General features: G+C 66.8%; 18 protein-coding genes. 15 read left to right on the forward strand and 3 right to left on the reverse strand.

Translation table 11 applies throughout. The annotated features are described in order from the left end of the window. The first annotated feature begins 55 nt into the window (after positions 1-55). From DS837_RS27645 to DS837_RS27675, 7 genes are all read left to right on the forward strand, one after another. The gene (locus tag DS837_RS27645) at positions 56-538 is read left to right on the forward strand and encodes a DUF29 domain-containing protein (protein ID WP_149167664.1); all 483 of its coding nucleotides are present in this window, start codon (positions 56-58) and stop codon (positions 536-538) included. Between the two features lie 82 nt (positions 539-620). After that, positions 621-1,328, forward strand: a complete 708-nt coding sequence (locus DS837_RS27650; protein WP_145689012.1) for an orotate phosphoribosyltransferase — start codon at positions 621-623, stop codon at positions 1,326-1,328. Between the two features lie 208 nt (positions 1,329-1,536). Then, positions 1,537-4,392, forward strand: a complete 2,856-nt coding sequence (gene ileS / locus DS837_RS27655; protein ID WP_149167665.1) for an isoleucine--tRNA ligase — start codon at positions 1,537-1,539, stop codon at positions 4,390-4,392. Positions 4,393-4,520: 128 nt separating this feature from the next. Continuing rightward, complete coding sequence (lspA, locus tag DS837_RS27660) at positions 4,521-5,024, forward strand: signal peptidase II (protein ID WP_149167666.1); 504 nt, start codon at positions 4,521-4,523, stop codon at positions 5,022-5,024. Between the two features lie 84 nt (positions 5,025-5,108). Continuing rightward, positions 5,109-5,711, forward strand: coding sequence for a DUF3035 domain-containing protein (locus tag DS837_RS27665; RefSeq protein ID WP_247890170.1), 603 nt, complete (start codon positions 5,109-5,111; stop codon positions 5,709-5,711). 139 nt (positions 5,712-5,850) lie between these two features. Then, a complete protein-coding gene (locus DS837_RS27670) occupies positions 5,851-7,257 on the forward strand; it encodes a M16 family metallopeptidase (protein ID WP_149167668.1) in 1,407 nt (468 codons plus the stop codon). Between the two features lies 1 nt (position 7,258). Further along, positions 7,259-8,623 carry a M16 family metallopeptidase gene (locus tag DS837_RS27675; protein ID WP_149167669.1) on the forward strand — a complete coding sequence of 455 codons (1,365 nt, stop codon included), beginning with the start codon at positions 7,259-7,261 and terminating at the stop codon, positions 8,621-8,623. Positions 8,624-8,709: 86 nt separating this feature from the next. Here the strand turns inward: DS837_RS27675 and DS837_RS32230 are convergent, their stop codons facing one another. After that, on the reverse strand, positions 8,710-8,877 hold the full coding sequence (locus DS837_RS32230; RefSeq protein ID WP_170296001.1) for a hypothetical protein: 168 nt from the start codon (positions 8,875-8,877) through the stop codon (positions 8,710-8,712). Between the two features lie 189 nt (positions 8,878-9,066). Between DS837_RS32230 and pgi the strand changes: the two genes are divergently transcribed. The 5 genes from pgi (at position 9,067) to mutL (ending at position 16,309) form a co-directional block, all read left to right on the forward strand. Then, entirely contained in the window at positions 9,067-10,710 is a 1,644-nt protein-coding gene (gene pgi / locus DS837_RS27680; protein WP_149167670.1) for a glucose-6-phosphate isomerase, read from the forward strand. Between the two features lie 94 nt (positions 10,711-10,804). Beyond that, a complete protein-coding gene (locus DS837_RS27685; RefSeq protein WP_170296002.1) occupies positions 10,805-11,611 on the forward strand; it encodes a hypothetical protein in 807 nt (268 codons plus the stop codon). A 206-nt stretch (positions 11,612-11,817) separates the two neighbouring features. Continuing rightward, positions 11,818-12,996 (forward strand): hypothetical protein, encoded by a 1,179-nt coding sequence (locus DS837_RS27690; RefSeq protein WP_149167672.1) that lies wholly within the window; start codon positions 11,818-11,820, stop codon positions 12,994-12,996. A 514-nt stretch (positions 12,997-13,510) separates the two neighbouring features. Next, positions 13,511-14,362 carry a hypothetical protein gene (locus DS837_RS27695; protein WP_149167673.1) on the forward strand — a complete coding sequence of 284 codons (852 nt, stop codon included), beginning with the start codon at positions 13,511-13,513 and terminating at the stop codon, positions 14,360-14,362. Positions 14,363-14,413: 51 nt separating this feature from the next. Further along, the gene (gene mutL / locus DS837_RS27700) at positions 14,414-16,309 is read left to right on the forward strand and encodes a DNA mismatch repair endonuclease MutL (protein ID WP_149167674.1); all 1,896 of its coding nucleotides are present in this window, start codon (positions 14,414-14,416) and stop codon (positions 16,307-16,309) included. 192 nt (positions 16,310-16,501) lie between these two features. Here mutL and DS837_RS27705 read toward each other — a convergent pair whose 3' ends face one another. Then, positions 16,502-17,317 (reverse strand): hypothetical protein, encoded by an 816-nt coding sequence (locus DS837_RS27705; protein ID WP_170296003.1) that lies wholly within the window; start codon positions 17,315-17,317, stop codon positions 16,502-16,504. Then, a complete protein-coding gene (locus DS837_RS27710; protein WP_247890167.1) occupies positions 17,239-17,985 on the reverse strand; it encodes a fumarylacetoacetate hydrolase family protein in 747 nt (248 codons plus the stop codon). Before DS837_RS27710 ends, DS837_RS27705 begins: the two co-directional genes overlap by 79 nt. Positions 17,986-18,230: 245 nt before the next feature. On the opposite strand from DS837_RS27710, the gene DS837_RS27715 reads away from it, so the two are divergent. From DS837_RS27715 to DS837_RS27725, 3 genes are all read left to right on the forward strand, one after another. Further along, complete coding sequence (locus DS837_RS27715; RefSeq protein WP_149167676.1) at positions 18,231-18,938, forward strand: FadR/GntR family transcriptional regulator; 708 nt, start codon at positions 18,231-18,233, stop codon at positions 18,936-18,938. 190 nt (positions 18,939-19,128) lie between these two features. Further along, a complete protein-coding gene (locus DS837_RS27720; RefSeq protein ID WP_149167677.1) occupies positions 19,129-20,154 on the forward strand; it encodes an aldo/keto reductase in 1,026 nt (341 codons plus the stop codon). A gap of 441 nt (positions 20,155-20,595) precedes the next feature. Then, on the forward strand, positions 20,596-21,042 hold the full coding sequence (locus DS837_RS27725; protein ID WP_247890168.1) for an excinuclease ABC subunit A: 447 nt from the start codon (positions 20,596-20,598) through the stop codon (positions 21,040-21,042). Positions 21,043-21,099 lie beyond the last annotated feature (57 nt).

Below are 21,099 nucleotides of genomic sequence, written 5' to 3' on the forward strand. Positions count from 1 at the left end.
ACCGCCCGCGGCGTTCCAGGGTAACCTGACGCACGGATTCCACCGGGAGGGTCCCATGCCCGACGGCCGCCTCTACGACACCGACTGGTACGCCTGGACCCTGGAGCAGGCCGCCGCGCTTCGTCGGATGGCGGAGACGCGCGTCAACTCCGAGTTGGATCTGGAGAATCTGGCGGAGGAGGTCGAGAGCTTGGGGCGCAGCCAGGAAAGCGCACTGGTCAGCGCCCTCACCCACGTCATCGAACATCTGTTGAAGCTGGAGCACTCGCCCGCCCCGGCGCCACGCAACAAATGGATGCTCAGCGTCGTGGAGCAGCGGGGCCGGGCGGTCTACGCGCTGGAGGACAGCGGCACCCTGGCGCGCAGGGCGCCCGATCTTCTCCCGAAGGCGTGGAAGCAAGGGCACCGGCTGGCGGTCAAGGCTCTGGAACTGTTCGACGGTGTGGCGCCCGAAGCCCTTCCCACCGATTGCCCCTACAACCTCGCCCAGATTTTGGACGACGACTTCATCCCGGCCAACCGGCACGGGCTGGACTGACCGGCAAGCCCGCCCCATTGCGATTCGCACGCCGGGGGGCTACACACGGGGCAGTTTGAGCCTCCCTGGGAGCCGTTAGGCCATGACCACCGCCGCTTTGCCCGCCCCTGCCAATGGTGACCGGGCGACCATCGCCGCCACCGCCGCGAAGATCCTGCTGGAAATCAAGGCGCTGCATTTCAACGCCGAGACGCCCTTCATCTTCACCTCCGGCTGGGCGAGCCCGGTCTACACCGACTGCCGGCGCATCGTGTCCTTCCCACGCGCCCGCAAGGCTCTGATGGACTTCGCCGTCCAGACCATCGAGCGCGAGATCGGCTACGAGAGCATCGACGCGGTGGCCGGCGGCGAGACGGCGGGCATCCCCTTCGCCGCCTGGATCGCCGAGCGGCTGGAACTGCCCATGCAGTATGTCCGCAAGAAGCCGAAGGGCTTCGGGCGCAACGCCCAGATCGAGGGCGTGCTGACCGAGGGGCAGCGGGTCATCCTGGTCGAGGACCTCGCCACCGATGGCAAGAGCAAGGAGAACTTCGTCACCGCGCTGCGCAACGGCGGCGCCACCGTGACCGACAGCTTCGTGATCTTCCATTACGGCATCTTCCCGCAGTCGAAGACCAACATGGACCGCATCGGCGTCCGCCTGCACGAGCTGTGCACCTGGTGGGACGTGCTGAAGGTCGCCCGCGAGAACCAGTACTTCGACGAGAACACCCTGTCGGAGGTCGAGAAGTTCCTGAACGACCCGGTCGGCTGGTCCGCCGCCCACGGCGGCAAGGCTAGCTTCGACTGAGGCCCTTCGCAGGGAAAGCCTCTCGCCCTGCTCCTTGACCGCACCGCACACCCCGCTAATATCCGCGCCATGAAGCTCGATTGGCGGGTCACGGCGCCTCCGGCGCGAATTACCGGCCCGGCTCTCTGAGGAGGGCCGGGCAATTCCGTGTGTGCGTCGGGCGGCCCGACCGCTGCCGCCCGAAGAATTCGTCTTCCAGGAATCCCCGATGACCCGCGACTACAAGTCCACCGTCTTCCTGCCCCGCACCGACTTCCCCATGCGCGGCGGCCTGCCCACCAAGGAGCCGGAGCTGCTGAAGCGCTGGGAGGACATGGGCCTCTTCCAGCGGCTGCGCGAGACGGCGAAGGGCCGCGAGAAGTTCGTCCTGCACGACGGCCCGCCCTACGCCAACGGCAACATCCACATCGGCCACGCCGTCAACAAGGTGCTGAAGGACGTCATCGTCCGCTCGCGCCAGATGCAGGGCTTCGATGCCAACTACGTCCCCGGCTGGGACTGCCACGGCCTGCCCATCGAGTGGAAGATCGAGGAGAAGTACCGCGCCGAGGGCAAGGACAAGGACGAGGTTCCGCTCAACCAGTTCCGCGCCGAGTGCCGCCAGTTCGCCCAGAAGTGGGTGGACGTGCAGGCCGGCGAGTTCCGCCGCCTGGGCGTCGAGGGCAACTGGGCCGACCCGTACCTGACCATGACTCTGCCCGCCGAGGCGCAGATCGTCCGCGAGATCCACAAGTTCGCCATGAACGGCGGCCTCTACAAGGGCGCCAAGCCGGTCATGTGGTCGGTGGTGGAGAAGACCGCGCTGGCCGAGGCGGAGATCGAATACCACGACCACACCTCGACCACCGTCTTCGCGCGCTTCGCCATCTGGGGCTCGCCGGCGCCGGAGGTCGACGACGCCAACATCGTCATCTGGACGACCACCCCCTGGACCCTGCCGGGCAACCGCGCCATCGCCTTCGGCGACGAGATCGAATACGCGACCTACAAGGTGCTGGCGGTCGAGGAGGGCAGCCTCGCCGAGGTCGGCGAGCGGCTCGTCGTCGCCACCGCGCTGGCCGAGAGCGTCTTCAAGGAAACCAAGATCAAGGACGCGCGGCTGCTGCACCGCTTCCCCGGCTCGCGTCTGGCCGGCGGCTACTGCCACCACCCGCTGACCCGCAGCGGCTACGACTTCAAGGTGCCGCTGCTGGCCGGCGACTTCGTGACGACCGACGCCGGCACCGGCTTCGTCCACATCGCGCCGGGCCACGGCGAGGACGACTTCCATCTCGGTCAGGCCAACGGCATCGAGGTGCCGCAGACGGTCGGCGAGGACGGCCGCTACTACGACCATGTGCCGCTGTTCGCCGGCCTGCGCGTCTACACCGCCGAAGGCAAGCCGGGCGAGGCCAACGGCGCCGTGCTGAAGGCCTTCCAGGAGGTCGGGGCGCTGCTCGCCAAGGGCCGCGTCAAGCACAGCTACCCGCATTCCTGGCGGTCGAAGGCCCCGCTGATCTTCCGCACCACGCCGCAGTGGTTCATCTCCATGGAGACGAACGACCTGCGCAAGACGGCGTTGCAGGCGATCTCCGACACGACGTGGTTCCCGGCCCAGGGCGAGAACCGCATCCGCGCGATGATCGAGCAGCGCCCGGACTGGTGCATCAGCCGCCAGCGCGCCTGGGGCGTGCCGATCGCCCTGTTCGTCCGCAAGGACAACGGCGCGATCCTGCGCGACGCCGAGGTGTTCAACCGCATCGCCGACATCTTCGAGAAGGAAGGCTCCGACGCGTGGTTCGCCCGCCCGGCGCAGGACTTCCTCGGCAACGCCTACCGCGCCGACGATTACGAGCAGGTCAAGGACATCGTCGACGTGTGGTTCGAGTCCGGCTCGACCCACGCCTTCGTGCTGGAGCAGCGGCCCGAGCTGAAGTGGCCGGCCTCGCTGTACCTTGAAGGCTCCGACCAGCACCGCGGCTGGTTCCACTCCTCCCTGCTGGAAAGCTGCGGCACGCGCGGCCGGGCGCCCTACGACGCGGTGCTGACGCACGGCTTCACGCTCGACGAGCAGGGCCGCAAGATGTCCAAGTCGCTGGGCAATGTGGTGGCCCCGCAGGAGGTCTGTGACAAGTACGGCGCCGACATCCTGCGCCTCTGGGTGGTCAGCACCGACTACACCGAGGACCAGCGCATCGGGCCGGAGATCATCAAGTATCAGGCCGACCACTACCGCCGCCTGCGCAACACGCTGCGCTACATCCTCGGCGCGCTGGCCGACTACACCCCGGCGGAGCGCATCGCCGTCGCCGAGATGCCGGAGCTGGAGCGCTGGGTCCTGCACCGCCTGTCGGAGCTGGACACGCTGATCCGCGCCAAGATCGAGGCCTACGACTTCCACGACCTGTCGGTGGCGATCCACAATTTCTGCGCCGTGGAGCTGTCGGCCTTCTACTTCGACGTCCGCAAGGACAGCCTCTATTGCGACGCGGCCGGCTCGGTGCGCCGCCGCTCGGTCCGCACGGTGATGGAGCATCTGCTCTCCACCCTGACCGCGTGGCTGGCCCCGATCCTCTGCTTCACCGCGGAGGAGGCGTGGCTGGCCCGTCCCGCGGGCCTGACCGGCGTCGAGGGCTGGAGCGAGGAGAGCGTCCACCTGCGCGTCTTCCCGGCCATCCCGGCGGAGTGGCGCGACGACGCTCTCGCCGCCAAGTGGGAGTCCATCCGCACCGTCCGCCGCACCGTCACCGGCGCGCTGGAGTTGGAGCGGGCCAACAAGAAGATCGGCTCGTCGCTGCAGGCCAACCCGACCGTCTTCGTGGACGCGGCGACCAAGGCGCTGCTGGACGGCGTGGACTTCGCCGAGATCTGCATCACCTCGCAGATCACCGTGGCGGAGGGCCCCGCGCCCGAGGGAGCGTTCGTGCTGCCCGACGTGGCCGGCATCGCGGTGGTGCCCGGCCTCGCCGAAGGGGGCAAGTGCGAGCGCTGCTGGAAGATCCTTCCGGAGGTCGGCACGAACGCCGCACACCCGACGCTGTGCCTCCGTTGCGCCGAAGCCGTGGACGCGGAACCGGCGTTCTGATTCGCAGCAGGCCCCCTCGCCATCCCTCCCCCGCTTCGCGGGAGAGGGAGCTTGATCCCCTCCCTCGCCGAAGGCGGGGGAGGGTTTAGGGAGGGGGCCTGGACGCCTTTCACTCTTCGGAGCACTCCATGAGCAGCCTCTCCACGTCCGGCAGCCGCAGCCACACGGTCTTCGGCCTGTCCGTCGCCGCGCTGGTGGTGGTCCTCGACCAGCTCACCAAATGGTGGATCCTCGACGTGGTCATGCAGCCCTACCCACGGGTCGTCGAGGTCACGCCCTTCTTCAATCTCGTGCTGGCCTGGAACACCGGGGTCAGCTTCGGCACCTTCGGCAGCTCCCACGCCTGGATGCCCTATGTGCTGGCCGCGGTGGCCTTCGCCATCGTGGTGGCGCTGCTGCTCTGGCTGCGGCAGGCCGACCGGCGCTACCTCGCGCTCGCGCTGGGCATGGTCATCGGCGGCGCCATCGGCAACGTGATCGACCGCTTCCTCTACGGGGCCGTCGCCGATTTCCTCGATTTCCACATCGGGGGGTGGCATTTCTGGGCCTTCAACGTGGCAGACAGCGGAATCAGCGTCGGTGTGGCGCTTCTCGTGCTGGATGGGCTGTTCGCCGGCCGCGAAAAGTCGTAATAGTTCACGCGACGGAGCCGCTATAAGGGACGCGGCCCGACGACAAGCGGCCTGACGACTAGACGACGGGACTCGAACGTGACCATGCTTTCCTCCGCCTCCTCCATCGCACGGCGCTCCACCCGTTCCCTGGGGCGGGGTCCGCTGCTGGGCTTGGCGCTCGTCGCGCTGGCGCTCACCGGATGCACCGACGTCCGCCGTTCCATCGGCCTCGACCGTACGAGCCCGGACGAGTTCACGGTCGTGTCCCGCGCGCCGCTGACCATGCCGCCCAGCCTGACCCGCCTGCCGGAACCGCGCCCCGGCGCGGCGCGGCCGCAGGACGCCACGTCGTCCGCGGTGGCCGCCGCCTCGGTCTTCGGCGGCTCCTCGCGCACCACGGCCGCCACCGCCGGACACACCGCCGGCGAGTCGGCGCTGATCGCCCAGGCCGGCGCCAAGGGCGGCATCGAGCCGGGCATCCGCAACAAGGTCGATCAGGAGACGACCCAGCTCGTCGTCGCCGACAAGAGCTGGATCGACTCCCTGCTGTTCTGGCAGACGCAGGAGCAGCCCTACGAGGTCGTCGATCCGAAGAAGGAAAACCAGCGCCTGCGCGAGGCCCAGGCCGCCGGCAAGGCGCTGAACGACGGCACCGTCCCGACCATCGAGCGCAAGCGCCGGGCGCCGCTGGAAGGGCTGTTCTAAGCCGACTTCGGGGCTCCAATTCAGGGCCCCAACTCGGGGCATTGTTCCGGGCGCTTCGCCGCACCAGTATCTAGGGGGCGTTCCCAGACGGGGACGCCCCTTTTGCATTCCCGTCCCCTTCGCACCCAACGAGAGGCCCATGCTCCCCAACGGCCCCACCGCCCCGCCACCCTGGAAACGGCCCTGGCGCCGGCTTGCCGCCGCGGGCGTCCTGGCCTTCGCCCTGGCCGGCGCCGTCCCCGCCGCCACCCCTGCCTTCGCCGCCGAGAAGGGCGTCTTCTTTCCGGAGACCTTCACCCTGTCCAACGGCATGCAGGTCGTGCTGGTGACCAACCAGCGCGTGCCGGTGGTGACCCACATGGTCTGGTACAAGGTAGGCGCGGCGGACGAGCCGCGCGGCGTGTCGGGAATCGCCCATTTCCTGGAACATCTGATGTTCAAGGGGACGGAGGAGGTTCCGCCCGGCGCCTTCTCCCGCATCGTCGCCAAGAACGGCGGACGCGACAACGCCTTCACCTCCTGGGACTACACGGCCTATTTCCAGAACGTGGCGCGCGACCGGCTGGAGCTGGTGATGAAGATGGAGGCCGACCGCATGTCGAACCTCCGCCTCACCGACCAGCTGGTCTATCCGGAGCGTGACGTCATCATCGAGGAGCGCCGCCAGCGCATCGAGAACGAGCCCGCCGACCGCATCGGCGAGCAGATCAACGCCACCCTCTACGTCCACCACCCCTACGGCACGCCGATCATCGGCTGGCCGCAGGAGATGGCCACCCTGACGCGGGAGGAGGCGGAGTCCTTCTACAAGAGCTGGTACGCGCCCAACAACGCCGTGCTGGTGGTGTCCGGCGACGTCACGGCCGAAGAGCTGAAGCCACTCGCCGAGAAATATTACGGCAGCATCGCCGCCCGCCCGGTGCCGGAGCGCGTCCGCGTGCAGGAGCCGCCGATCAGCGCCGCCCGCCGGGTCATCCTGCGCGACGACGAGGTGCGCCAGCCCTCGATCCGCCGGAACTGGCTCGCCCCCTCCTACCGCACCGACAAGGAGGGCTACGCCTACCCGCTCCAGGTGCTGTCGGAGATCATGAGCGGCGGCCCGACCTCCCGCCTCTACCGCAGCCTCGTCGTGGAACAGCGCATCGCCACCTCGGCCTGGCTGGGCTACAGCCCGTCGTCCTGGGACATGACCTCGCTGGCGGCGGGCGCCTCGCCGGCCCCCGGCGTGACCATGGAGAAACTGGAAGCGGCGCTGGAGGCCGACATACTGACGCTCGTCGAAAAGGGCGTGACCGAGGAGGAGGTGGCCACCGCCAAGAAGCGCATGCTGGCCGAGGCCGCCTACGCCCGCGACAGCCTGACCGGCCCGGCCCAGACGCTGGGCGCCGCCGTCGCCACCGGCCAGAGCATCGACGACGTGGAGAACTGGCCGGTGCGCATCGACGCGGTGACCGCCGACCAGGTCAACGCCGCCGCCCGCGCCGTTCTGGGCCAGACCAACCACGTCACCGGCCTTCTGCTGCCGCTCCAGGACAAGGGAAGCTGAGATGATCGTCCTATCCAAGCGCCTTATGTCCAAGCGCGTCTTCGGCGCCTGTCTTTTCCTTTTCGCCTTCGCCATCACCACTCCGGCAACCGCCATCGAGATCAAGCGGGTGGTCAGCCCCGGCGGGATCGAGGCGTGGCTGGTCGAGGACCACAAGGTTCCCATCATCGCCCTGGAATGGGCCTTCGAAGGGGCCGGGGCGTCCGACCCCAAGGGCAAGGAGGGCCTCGCCAACCTCGCCGCCCGCACGCTGGACGAGGGCGCCGGTCCCTATGACAGCCAGGCCTTCGCCGCGCGGCTTCAGGACAACGCCATCGCGCTGGGCTACGACGCCGGGCGCGACGGCTTCGGCGGCAGCCTGCGCACGCTGAGCGACCGCCGCGACGAAGCGTTCGAGCTGACCCGCCTGTCGCTGGCCGAGCCGCGCTTCGACGCGGAAGCGGTTGAGCGCATGCGCGCCGCCGTGCTGTCCAGCCTGCGCCGCGATCAGGCCGACCCCAACTACGTCGGGCGGCGGCTGTTCTACTCCACCGCCTTCCCCGGCCATCCCTACGGCGACGAGATCCGCGGCACGCTGGAGTCGCTGCCGACGATCACCCCGGACGACCTGCGCGGCTTCGTGAAGGCCGGCTTCGGGCGCGACCGGCTGGTCGTCGCCGCGGCGGGCGACATCAGCCCGGAGGATCTGGGCCGCGCGCTCGACCATGTGTTCGGCGGCCTGCCCGCCACCTCCGCGAACGCCGCCATCCCCGACGTCGAGCCGAAGGGGCTGGGCGAAACGCTGGTCGCCACCCGCCCGACGGCGCAGACCGTCATGCTGATGGGCCAGACCGGGCTCAAGCGCGCCGACCCCGACTGGTACGCGGCGACCGTGATGAACTACGTCCTGGGCGGCGGCGGCTTCGGCTCCCGCCTGATGGAGGAGGTGCGGGAAAAGCGCGGCCTCAGCTACGGCGTTTACAGCTACCTGATCCCGATGGACCATTCCGCGCTGGTCATGGCCGGCGGCAACACGGTGAACGCCAAGGCCGGTCAGGCGCTGGACATCATGCGCCAGGAATGGAAGCGCATGGCCGAGCAGGGCGTGACGGAGGAGGAACTGGCCGACGCCAAGACCTATCTCACCGGCAGCTTCCCGTTGCAGCTCGGCAGCACGCAGGCGATCGCGGGAATCCTGCTCCAGGTCAAGCGCGACGACTTGGGGATCGACTATCTCGACCGCCGCGACGCCTTCATCAACGGCGTCACCCAGGCCGACGTGCAGCGCGTGGCGAAGCGGCTGCTCGACCCCAACCGGCTGCTGACCGTGCTGGTCGGCCGTCCGGAGGGCGTGACGGCGACGCGGACGATCGACGGGGGGAGCTGAGGAGCGTTGTTGCGACGAGCCCCCACCCAACCCTCCCCCGCTTTGCAGGGGGAGGTCGGGAGGGGGGCCCGCCGCGACCACTCCGCTCACGCCAGATCCGGCTGGCTCCCCGGAAAGCGCGGATCGCCGGGGTCCACGGGGCGGCCCGGCACCTTGCCGGGGATGATCCCCACCTGATCGGGCCGCTCGTCCTCGCGGCGTTCCTCTTCGGCCGGAACCGGCGGGTTCAATTCGGGTTTGTTCGGATCGCTCATGGTCACCTCCTGTCCTGAAAAGAACACAGGGCAGCGGTTGCCGGTTTCATCGTCCGCCCCGCATAGTCCGCTCAACCTAGACCGCTTCACCTAGACCTTTGTGCACGTTGGATGCGCCGCTTTGGCGCGTACCCGGCGCGCACCGATCGGTGCTAGGCTCCGCGCACGCGAGAAGGAGGCAAAATCCCAATGTCAGCGCTCACCCGTTCGCCCGCCTGGGAAGCCCTGGCCCGTCACCGCCAGGACGTTTCGGCCCTCCACATGCGCGACCTGTTCGCCGCCGACGCCGACCGCTTCAACCGCTTCTCCCTGGAAGCCTGCGGCCTGCTGTTCGATTATTCGAAGAATCGCATCACCGAGGAGACTCGGACCCTTCTGCTCGACCTCGCCCGCCAGCAGGACGTGGAGGGCTGGCGCGACCGCATGTTCGCCGGGGAGCGGATCAACATCACCGAGGACCGCGCCGTCCTGCACACCGCGCTGCGCAACCGCGCCAACCGCCCGGTCATGGTGGACGGCCAGGACGTGATGCCGGAGGTGAACGCCGTCCTCCACCGCGTGGAGCGCTTCGTCCGGCAGGTCCGCGACGGCGCCTGGACCGGCTACACCGGCCACCCGATCACCGACGTCGTCAACATCGGCATCGGCGGGTCCGACCTCGGCCCGGTGATGGTGACGGAGGCGCTGACCCCCTACCTGCACCCGCAGATCGGCGTGCATTTCGTCTCCAACGTGGACGGAACGCACATCAGCGAGACGCTGGAATGGCTGGACCCGGAGACGACGCTGTTCGTCATCGCGTCCAAGACCTTCACCACCCAGGAGACGCTGACCAACGCCCACACCGCGCGGCGCTGGTTCCTGGAGAGCGCCGGCGACCCCGCCCACGTCGCCAGGCATTTCGTCGCCGTCTCCACCAACGAGGCGGAGGTGCGCAAGTTCGGCATCGACCCGGCGAACATGTTCGGCTTCTGGGACTGGGTCGGCGGGCGCTATTCGCTGTGGTCGGCGATCGGGCTGTCCATCGCGCTCGGCATCGGCATGGACCGCTTCTATGAGCTGCTGGACGGCGCCCACGCCATGGACGAGCATTTCCGCACCGCGCCGCTGGAGCGCAACATGCCGGTGCTGATGGCGATGCTCGGCGTCTGGTACGTCAATTTCTGGGGCGCCAAGTCCCACGCCGTGCTGCCCTACGACCAGTACATGCACCGCTTCCCGGCCTATCTCCAGCAGCTGGACATGGAGAGCAACGGCAAGACGGTGGACCGGCAGGGCGCGCGGGTGGATTACGCCACCGGCCCGGTGGTCTTCGGCGAACCGGGCACCAACGGCCAGCACGCCTTCTATCAGTTGATCCACCAGGGGACGGAGCTGGTCCCCGCCGACTTCCTGGCCCCGGCGGAAACCCACAACCCCATCGGCGACCACCACCGCATCCTGCTGTCGAACTTCTTCGCCCAGCCGGAAGCCCTGATGCGCGGCAAGACCGCCGACGAGGTGCGCGCCGAGATGGCCAAGTCCGGCAAGCCGGCCGAGGCCATCGAGCCGCTGGTCCCCCACCGCGTGTTCGAGGGCAACAAGCCGTCCAACAGCATCCTGTTCAAGAAGCTCGACCCGCACACGCTGGGCGCCCTGATCGCGCTGTACGAGCACAAGGTGTTCGTCCAGGGCATCGTGTGGGCCATCAACAGCTTCGACCAATGGGGCGTGGAACTGGGCAAGCAGCTGGCCGGCAAGATCCTGCCCGAACTCCAGACCGGCCCGACCGCCGCGCTGGGGCACGACGGCTCGACCAACGGGCTGATCGGCTGGTACCGGAAGCACCGCTGAGCGCTGTCGCACTTCCTTATGGTTTCATTGCCAAAGGGGAAAAACAACCCTAAAGTCATCATCACGGGATTCCATAACCGTGAGGGATGTTCCGATGGACGCCTTGCCCCCTTTGGCTGCCACCCCGGCCGTCACCGCCGCAAAATCCACATCGTCGGCCCAAGGCGCCGCAAGCAGTTCCCCTGGAGCGGCAACGGCTGCCACCACCGCCACGGGCGCCAAAGACACGCTGTCCTTGAGCCCCCTGGCGGCGAGCCTGAAGGGGCCTTCGCTGGACCTGTTCAACAAGCTCAAGCAGAACGAGCGCACCCTGCTCAGCGGCCTCGTGGACAGCGGCAAGGTCACCGGAGACGACGTGAACAATGCGCTGATGGGCAGCCTGAAGATGGCTCGGTCCACGGCCTTCTCGAACGGAGGCCGGATGTTCGAGTCCCTGAATCGCGGCCTCTTCGCCCGCGCCGCCACCGCCACCGCGGATGAGATGCTGAAGGCGACGGACGACACGCTGGCCCGGCGCAAGGAGCTGGTCGCGCGGCTGGGAGAATTGGACAAGAATGGCCAGGGCGGTTCCGACGATTACAGCGAGATCCTGCGCGCCCTTTCCGGAGTGGAGCCCGGCACGGGCACCGGGCAACCGAGCGCGGAACCCCATGGCAACAGCCGGGCGAACGCCCATTTGCGCCAGACCCGAATCATCTCGCCCTATTACATGAAGTTAGGCGACCCTTTTTTCATCCGCAACGGCGAAGAGGAAGCGGCAAGCAACAAGCTGAAGGACGCCGGCGTCTCCCTGTCCAGCCTCACGGACGCCGCCCGCGGCATGGGCGAAGACGATGTGGCTGGCATGGTGCAGGAACAGGCGTCGCATTTGGCCGAGATCATGCGACGGAACGGCCGCTGACTCCTTGCGACGGGAACGCCCTCCCCTCCACGGCCTGGCCCTCGTTCCGCCGGGATGAGGTCCGGGTTGGATGGACAAAGCCCCGGCCATCCAGGCGCTGCGCCGTCCACTCCGCCAATTTGGTGCAATCGCTTGTAGCGCCAGCAATCCTCCACCGTCACGCTTTTCCGGACCGCTTCGGAATTCCCGTGCGTGTGGAGACGCTGATGCCCATCCTGAAATTCATCGAGGTCAACGCCGCCAAGGCCATCCTGGCGGAAGCCAAGCCGAAGAACATCACCTTCGGCAACGGCAAGCTGAACATCGGGATCGGCGTCGAGTTCGATAAGGAGTTCATCGAGAAGCTCCAGGACGATCCGCTGTCCTGGCAGAAGCTCCAGGACGCCGCCTCCTCCGCCTACAAGGACTTCATCGCCGAGGCGGTCGCCGAAGTCGTCAAGACGGACAAGGTGATCGGCCGGCTGGTCGGCGACCCCACCATGCAGAAGGCCGCGGCGGACGTCTGCTACGCCGGACTCAAGATGAAGGCGTCCAACCTGACCAAGGAGGTGGACGCCAACGTCAAGAAGGCGTGGGCGCAGATCATCAAGACCAACAAGGACTACAGCAAGTACAAGTGGCGGGCCGCCGTCCATGTCGGCCTCCAGATCGGCGGCGTCGCGATCTCCGCCGCCGGGATCGGCGGGGCCGTGGCGACCGGCGGGGTGTCCGCGGTCATCGGCATCTACGGCATGGTCAAGAGCTGCCTCGGGCTGTTCAAGGATTTGGTCAAGCTCTGGCTGTCCGCCGAGAAGTTCCGCACGGCGATCAACGGGCAGGTCACCAAGCTCGTCAAGGCCTACAACGCGAAGAAGTCGGTGGCGCGCAACAGCTCCGACTCCGCGAAGGAGGTCATCAACGCGGTCTTCGGGACGGAACTCGGCACGATCGGGAAGTGCCGCGGCGACATCAAGCAGTATCTGAGCAAGCTCGACGGCGTGGACGTCAAGTCCCACGAAATCTCGCGGGAGCTCGGCAAGGTGATGTCCAAGCTCGACCGGGCGATGAAGGACATGAAGACCGTCGCCAAGAACAACAAGGCGCTCGCCGCGGCGCTGCCCAAGCTGGAAGAGCAGATCAACGACCTGATCGTCAAGATCGTCGCCAAGCAGGAGATGATCAACGAAGGCCGCGAGTGGGCGAACCGGATGGACGAGGCGCTGGAGATGCTGGAGAAGGGCAAGCCGGGCTGGCTGAAGGTTTTCGACAAATCGCTCGTCCTGCTCGATCTCGGCCTCTCCTTCACCGACCTGTCCGCCCAGGCCGACAAGATCGTGGAGATCGCCTGGGGCGCCGCCCAGGCCGCGGAGGAGCTGTACGACGACATCAGCGAGGCGGTCGCCTGACGTCGGGATGACCGAGGCGCCGGGCGACGCTCCCGCAGGAAATCCTTGTTCGGCGCGGCGATCCGGCGTAGGGTGCAGGCCATGAACCCCGTGCGCCTCCCCTCTCCCGCCCTTCTGGGGCGATTTTGGTACCGCTGGTACACACCGGCGGCCTAGGTATCGCACACCCACGATGCACCCGAAGCCGCCCGACCCGAGGCGGCTTTTGTGTTTTCAGCACGCGGTGCACGCAAAATCCTCCTGACGGTCACGGCGGCCTCCCTTACGAACCGGAGGTCCCATCATGTCCGATTTCGATTTCGACGTCGTCACCGGCCCGTCCCGCGCCAATTCCCCCGCCGCTCCCGCTGAGCCGGAGCCCCAGGAGGATGGCCGTCCCGCCGACAAGACCGGTCCGGCGTGACCCGCTCGGGCCGGACGGAACGGTGTGGACAACCCCTCTCGAATCGGCCATCATTTTCGCCACCTCCAAGTGCATTTTCGGGAGGATGGCGTCCGAATTCGGAGGATTTCCATGCCCGTCACCGCCACCGCGAGCACGGCGATCATTGGCTACGGCGTCGGCGGCAGTGCCCCGAAGCATCCCTCGGCGAAACCATCGGATGAGTCCAGTCCGGTCGGCCGCCGGGGGCTTGAGGATGTTGTGAGTCTGTCCCCGGAAGCCGCCAAAGCTCTGAACGAACGGTCTTTTTCCATCCCTATTCCGCCGAAGGGGGACACCGGGGCATCCTCCGACCCGGTGGCGGTCGAGATGGAAAACCGCCTTGCCTATGCCCAGTTCAACCTGCAGCGCGGCGAATATGCCCGGCAGTCGTTTGAGCTGCTGCGCCAGACGCTCAAGCTGCCCGAAGACCAGCCGTTGGTGCTGGCCGACGCGGCGTCCGTCTTTTTGGACAAGGTGGCGGCGAAGAACGGCCTGAGCAAGCCCGAGTTGCCGGAGAATCTGCGCGCCGCCGGGTTCAAGGACCCCTTCGAGGAGAACGCCAAGTCCGGCGCCGGGATGATCGGCATCGGCATGCCGAACAGCAGCAACACGCTGCAAATAGCCTTCGACCTGTCCGGCCTTGAAGCCCTGACCAGCCCTTCCTCATCCGGCAAACCGGAAAAGCCGCTGCGCATGGTCGCGCTGAACGACAGTGACGGGCGCACCGCACCGCTGCTCGGCGCCGTCAAGGGTGGCGCGTTGGGGCGCTATACCGACACCCGACCCGGCCAGGACGCCAGCCTGTGGGCGGTGACCGATGGTGGTGACGGTCCAAGCGCCCGTCTGCTCGCTTCGGTCCGGTCCGTGGGTATGGACGATGTCGCCGCTGAGGTGGCCACGGGTCTGCTGAAGGGCCTGAAGGATTTGTTCGCCAAGGCGTAACCCCTGCCGCACATGGTGGCATTCCTGACGTGAGCCTACTATATTTGGCGCATGCCGATCCGCATGTTGCCCGACACGCTCGTCAACCGAATCGCCGCCGGCGAGGTGATCGAGCGGCCCGCCGCCGCCGTCAAGGAACTGGTGGAGAACGCCATCGACGCCGGGGCCACCCGCATCGATGTGGTGGTGCGTGACGGCGGCAAGTCGCTCATCACCATCACCGACGACGGCTGCGGCATGGGCCCCGACGAGCTGGCGCTCGCCGTGGAGCGGCACGCCACCTCCAAGCTGCCGTCCGACGACCTGCTCGACATCCGTTCGCTGGGTTTCCGCGGGGAGGCTCTGCCCTCCATCGGGGCGGTCAGCCGCCTGACCCTGACCAGCCGCCCGCGCGGCGCCGACAGCGCCTGGGCGCTGACCGTGGACGCCGGCCTGAAGGGCGCGCCGCAGCCCGCCGCGCTGGCCCAGGGTACCCGCGTCGAGGTGCGCGACCTGTTCGCCGCCGTGCCCGCCCGCCTGAAGTTCCTCAAGGCCGCCCGGACCGAGTTCGACCACATCGGCGACTGCATCGAACGGCTGGCCATGGCCCACCCCGGCGTGGCCTTCACGCTGGACGGCGACGGGCGTTCGACGCTGCGCCTGTCGGCGGCGCAGGGCGACCTGCTCGACGCCCGGCTGACCCGGCTGGGCGCCCTGATGGGCCGCGACTTCCAGGACAACGCCGTGCCGGTGCGGGCTGCCCGCGAGGGGGTGGCACTCGCCGGCTGGATCGGCCTGCCCACCCTGCACCGCCCCACGGCCCGCCACCAGCACCTGTTCGTCAACGGCCGCCCGGTGCGGGACAAGCTGATGGTCGGCGCGGTGCGGGCCGCCTACGCCGATTTCCTGCCGCGCGACCGCCACCCCATGCTGGCGCTGTTCCTCGACCTCGACCCGCAGGAGGTGGACGTGAACGTCCATCCCGCCAAGGCGGAGGTGCGCTTCCGCGACCAGGGCCTGGTGCGCGGGCTGATCGTCGGCGCTCTGAAGCACGCGCTGGCCGAGGCCGGGCATCGCGCCTCGACCACCGTGGGGCTGGCGACGCTGGGGGCGCTGCGCCCGGAGAGCGGGGTGGACGCGGATGGAACCATGCCACCGCCTTCTCCCCTGCCCTACCGCAACCCCGCGCAGCAGCCGGTGCCGTCCTGGGGCGGCAGCTACGGCTCCGTCGTGCCGCGCGGGCTGGCTGACCGGGCCGCCGCCTTCCAGGCGCCCCATCCGGCGCCGCTGCCCCCCTTGCAGGGCCGCCTCGCCGGCTGGCAGGCCGCGCCCGCCGCGCGCCCGCCGGACTACTCGGTGCAGGCCGCCGCCGCTCCGCCGCTGGACAGCCACCCGCTGGGGGCGGCCCGCGCCCAGGTCCACAACACCTACATCGTCGCCCAGACCAGCGAGGGCATCGTCATCGTCGACCAGCACGCCGCCCACGAGCGGCTGGTCTATGAGCGGATGAAGACCGCCCTTCTGGAGGGCGGCGTCAAGCGGCAGGCCCTCCTGATCCCGGAGCTGGTGGAGTTGGACGAGCCGTCCGCCAACCGCCTGCTGGGCCGCGCCGCCGAACTGGCGGAACTGGGTCTGGCGGTGGAGGGCTTCGGCCCCGGCTGCGTCCTGGTGCGCGAGGTCCCGGCCCTGCTGGGGCAGAGCGACGTGAAGAGCCTCGTCCGCGACCTCGCCGAAGAGTTGGCGGAGTTGGGCGATGCGCTGTCGCTGAAGGAGCGGCTGGAGGACGTGTGCGGGACCATGGCCTGCCACGGCTCCGTCCGCGCCGGGCGTTCCCTCAGTGTGGAGGAGATGAACGCCCTGCTGCGCCAGATGGAGGCCACCCCCCACAGCGGCCAGTGCAACCACGGCCGCCCCACCTATGTGGAACTGAAGCTCTCCGACATCGAACGGCTGTTCGGACGCCGTTGAAGTTGTCGGACCACAATATACTTGACCCTAACCCACAATATAACTGACCCGGATCCACAATAGGACTGACCCTTGACGTGCCACCCCATACGCTGGGCTCGTAAGGGAGGAGCTTTCGGACTCCTATCTGCAGCAGCCATTGCCCCCTGACTCCGGTGAGCCAGCCGGATGCCTGCTTGGAGCGCGCCGGGGTCAGTCCTCGTCGTTGTCGATTGCCGCAGGCTTTGGCTCTAGGTCTCGCGGCAGAATGACACCTTGACTGCTCATAAACTGGCGATCCAAATCAATCAGATGAGCGCGGCGCAGACGAAGGAACTCCTCACCGTCTCCATTCAGAAGAAACTGAAAAGCCTCAAGTGGAATTCCATGACTTTCTAGAGTTATATTTCTGATTTCGTGCGAAGTGTCGGAAAGAGTTTCTAGCCAGTTTTTTGCCTGGGATCGGCGTTGCGACATGTCAATTCTAAGAATGCGGTTCGCAGGGCTAGACCTCAACTCCTTATCGTTTACGGTTGCCAACAGATATCCAATGGCGTTCGGGCCGTGGTCGGCGATGCGTCGCCAGGGTTCAGGGATCACCTCTCCATTAGCGGCGCGTGGTGCGAGCGACAACAGAACAAGCAGCAACGTTCGAGCACGGGCGCTGCGCATGTCGAAGGTCGAGGGGAACGGTTCGGCTGGAACGTCGAGGCGCATGTAGTCCAATGTTGTGGGATTTGCCGTGCGTGATACACGGTCCCGGAATTCGGCAACAAGGTACCCATCGCGCGAAGGATTACTGGAGGAAAAGCGCGCCGTGAACGACGATACCCAAAACCACCGCTTCAGGAACCGCCTCTGTTCTTCGGTCGGATCCGGACACTCCAGGAAGAACGCGCACAGTACAACAAGTTGCATGGCGTAAGGCAGCAGACGGTGACTGTGGACCCCTAGTTCGTGCAGGAACCGAACGGCGCGCTCCAGAGCCTCGCCCGTGGATTCAATGACTGTCGGCAGCTTCTCACGCAATTCCGTTCGTCGTTCACCCAGCAGCGCAGCGCCAGATTGGCCGCATCGACTTCGTCGGCCGTCGCCAGCCAAGGACCCATCGGGCAGAAGGTGTCGAAGCTCTTTCCCAGGAACCACTGCTTATGGCGCGACTGCCAGTCACGCGCCGTCATGTCGTTGATGATGACGTAACCGAAGACATGGTCGTAGGCTTTGGTTTTGGTGATCCCGCGGCCGCCTTTGCCGATGACCACGCCCAGTTCGGCCTCATAGTCAAGGCTGTCGCTGACCCCGTGCGGGTAACGGATTGGATCACCATTGGCGATCACCGTCTCCGGCGGCTTGGTGAAGAAGATCGGCGCTTCCGGGATTGCGTCGGCCGCCACCTTCGACCCGGCATCGAAACCGCTGCGGGTAAACTCGTGGGCATGGTCGTGGTAGTTCTTGCCGACGCAGAAGATGTTGCGGTCGGGGCGTGGAATCGGCGCGTCGACACGGACGTCGGCCAATGGAATCCACGCAGAGGCGAGCGTCAATTCTCCCTTGGCCGCGTCGTAACGGCGGATAAGGTCGAGCGTGTCATGGACCGGCTCACCGAGAACGGATTCGATCGGCCAAACCCGCTGCGTGTCCGGATCGATCACCCCGACCTTGCGGCGCCCCTCATGTTGGAAGGTGACGAATTTCATGCGCTGCCTCCGCTGATCCGATTTTGAGCCATTTCCAGGCTCAATGCTGCGCCATCAGCGCCATGCGTGATCCATTATGACGATTTCGGTTCATGATTGGTCAAGGAGAAAATGCACCTGGCCCCATTCTTTCCGGTCCGTCGTCTGAACCCAAAGCGTCACCACCCCTAAAATTGAGATTGCGCGGCGGCTCCGGACGCCCCATATTGGATGAAGAATGGAGCAATAATGCCGGTGAGACGAACATGGACGCGCTGAATCTCAGGGATCGGGCTGCTTCCGGAGCGAGCGCGGTTGTTGCGTTGATCGAACAAGGCATTGCCGACGGAACCTGGGGTCCGGGCACCAAACTGCCGACCGAGCGTGAATTGGAGAAACGCTTCAACGTTTCCCGCAACACGCTGCGCAAGAGCCTTCGCGTGCTTGAGGAGCAGGGCAAGATCGTCCGCCATGTGGGCCGCGGCTCGTTCGTCACATCGGAAGCGACGTTCAAGACCACAAACGAGGCTCAAAGCCTGACCAGCCGCATCATCGGCGCCAGCCCGGCGGAGATCATGGAACTGCGGCTGATGGTCGAGCCGCAGGCGGCGGAATTGGCCGCCGGGCGGGCCACCGCGGCGGATCTCCACCGGATCGAGGAATGCCTGGGCCATGCCGAGCGCGCCCAGGACATTCCGGAGTTCGAACACTGGGACGGCATGCTGCATGTGACGATCATCGGCGCAGCCAAGAACGGCTTGCTGTCGGATGTTTACGACGCGATCAACGCCATCCGAAACCAGCCGGAATGGGCGCGGCTCAAGGTGCGCAGCCTCACGCCGGCGCGGCGCGCCGTCTATGAGGACCAGCATCGGCGCATCGTCAGCGCGCTCAAGGACCGTGACGGGGATCAGGCCCGTGCCGCCCTCCAGGAGCATCTGCTGCAGGTTCGCACCAATCTTTTGGGGGGCTGATGCTGAATCGCGCCGGGTTTTTCGCAAACATCTCAATGGAGTGCGGTTTGCGCGAAACGGTTGTCTCACCGGACGTGGGCTTCAGACTCCGTCATCGTCTCGGCAAGGCATTTCCCTGGCAACTCGCATCGCCCGCGGCCAGGATGACGGGCGGAGCCGGCCAAAACACCACAACGGGAGGGTGGCAAGGATGAACTACCGCAAGCTCGGCCGCAGTGGCGTGAAGGTGTCGCCGCTGTGCCTTGGCGCCATGATGTTCGGCGGCCCCACCGACGAGCCGACGGCCGTGCGCATCATCGCGCATGCCGCGGAGGCCGGCATCAACTTCATCGACACCGCCGACGTCTACAACGAAGGCCGGTCGGAGGAGGTCGTCGGCCGCGCCGTGAGGAGCGACCGCGAGCGCTGGGTGGTGGCGACCAAGGTCGGCAATCCGACGGGACCGGGTCCGAACCAGCGGGGCCTCTCGCGGCGCCGGCTGAACGTGGCGTGCGACGCGAGCCTCCGGCGCCTGGGCACGGAATGGATCGACCTTTACTACCTGCACCGTGAGGACCCCGACACCCCGCTGGAGGAGACCGTTGCCGCGCTGGGCGACCTGATCCGCAGCGGCAAGATCCGCACCTTCGGCGTGTCGAACTTCCGGTCCTGGCGCATCGCCGAGATCTGCCGTCTGTGCGACCGTCTGGGCATTGACCGGCCGGTGGCCTGCCAGCCCTACTACAACGCCCTCAACCGCATGCCCGAGGTCGAAATCCTGCCCGCCTGCGGCCACTACGGTTTGGGCGTGGTCCCCTACAGCCCGCTCGCCCGCGGTGTGCTCACCGGCAAATATCGCCCTGGGGATGAGCCGCCCGCCGACACCCGCGCCGGCCGCAAGGACCAGCGCATGATGAACACGGAATGGCGCAAGGAAAGTCTGGAAATCGCCCAGGAGATCAAGGGCCATGCCGAATCGCGCGGGATCACGGCGGGGCAATTCGCCGTTGCCTGGGTGCTCAACAATCGCCTTGTGACCGCTCCGATTGCCGGGCCGCGCACGGAAGAGCAATGGCGCGCTTACCTCGGCGCGCTGGATTACGCCTTCACCGCCGAGGACGAGGCGTTGATCGACCGGCTGGTAACGACCGGACATCCGTCGTCTCCAGGCTACAACGACCCTGCCTACCCCATCGAGGGTCGTCCCGCGCGAACCACCTCACCGCCCGCACCTTAGGCCAGGCCGGAGAACCCTGCCTCATTCCCGAGGCCCTCGCAAAGCAATCCATTGCCTTTGCGGCGGCCGGTACGGGGCGAAAACCACGGAGAGCCCGTCTCTACATTGAACCACCCGACAACGGCCTTCTTAACGGCGTCGGCTCATGAAAATGATCCGAGCCGGGCCGATCTTGTTGTGGAAGTGCCGGAATCCGGTCAGTTCTGCCCAGCCCAAGGGAGTCGCGGCAACGCTGACAGCACTATGGTTTTTCGAGGCGTCCACCTGATCTCCGGGGCGAGGCGGATGGCGATCCGGGCGCGCTGTTTCGCCGCACGCGCCGTAGCAAATGGCCGCAGGCTGGTGCGTTTGCCAGCCGGCGCTCTTTCAAAGCGGTTGCATAGCCGATGACTCTCCTTAAAATAGAGTGCCTTGTGAATAGCTCTTACCCTGAGGGGATTCGTGAACCATACCGCCGCATTGACGCTGATTGCCATAATCGTTACTGCCAACTCTCCGGCGCTGGCCCGCGATGAGCGTCTCTCGTTTCCGGTGGAAGCTGCGCTCAGCACAGCCGCAGCTCAGGATAAGTTGGACAGGGGCGTGAGGCTCTATTTCGGTGAGCAGAAGCACCCCAAGCCCGTTGCCAACCTCGGCGAATGGGCGACCAACAAGAAGACCAACGCCTTCAACAAGTCCGATCAGGAAGCCTGCGAGTGGGTCTTCCTCAGCGCCGTTCTGGAACTGCAGGAGCGCGCCCGCAAACAGGGCGGCGATGCGGTGATCAACATCAAAAGCAATTACAAGAACACGGAAACAACCAGCAACACGGAATACATGTGCGGCGCCGGCAACATCATGGCTGGGGTGGCGCTCAAGGGAACCGTGGTCAAATTGGGCGCCAAGTAGGGCGGCCGTCACGGGCACGGCGGCGGCGGCAACCCCTGCACGGATGCGGAAGGCGAG

The sequence above is a fragment of the Azospirillum brasilense genome (assembly GCF_008365405.1).
GTDB classification, from domain to species: Bacteria; Pseudomonadota; Alphaproteobacteria; order Azospirillales; family Azospirillaceae; genus Azospirillum; species Azospirillum brasilense_D.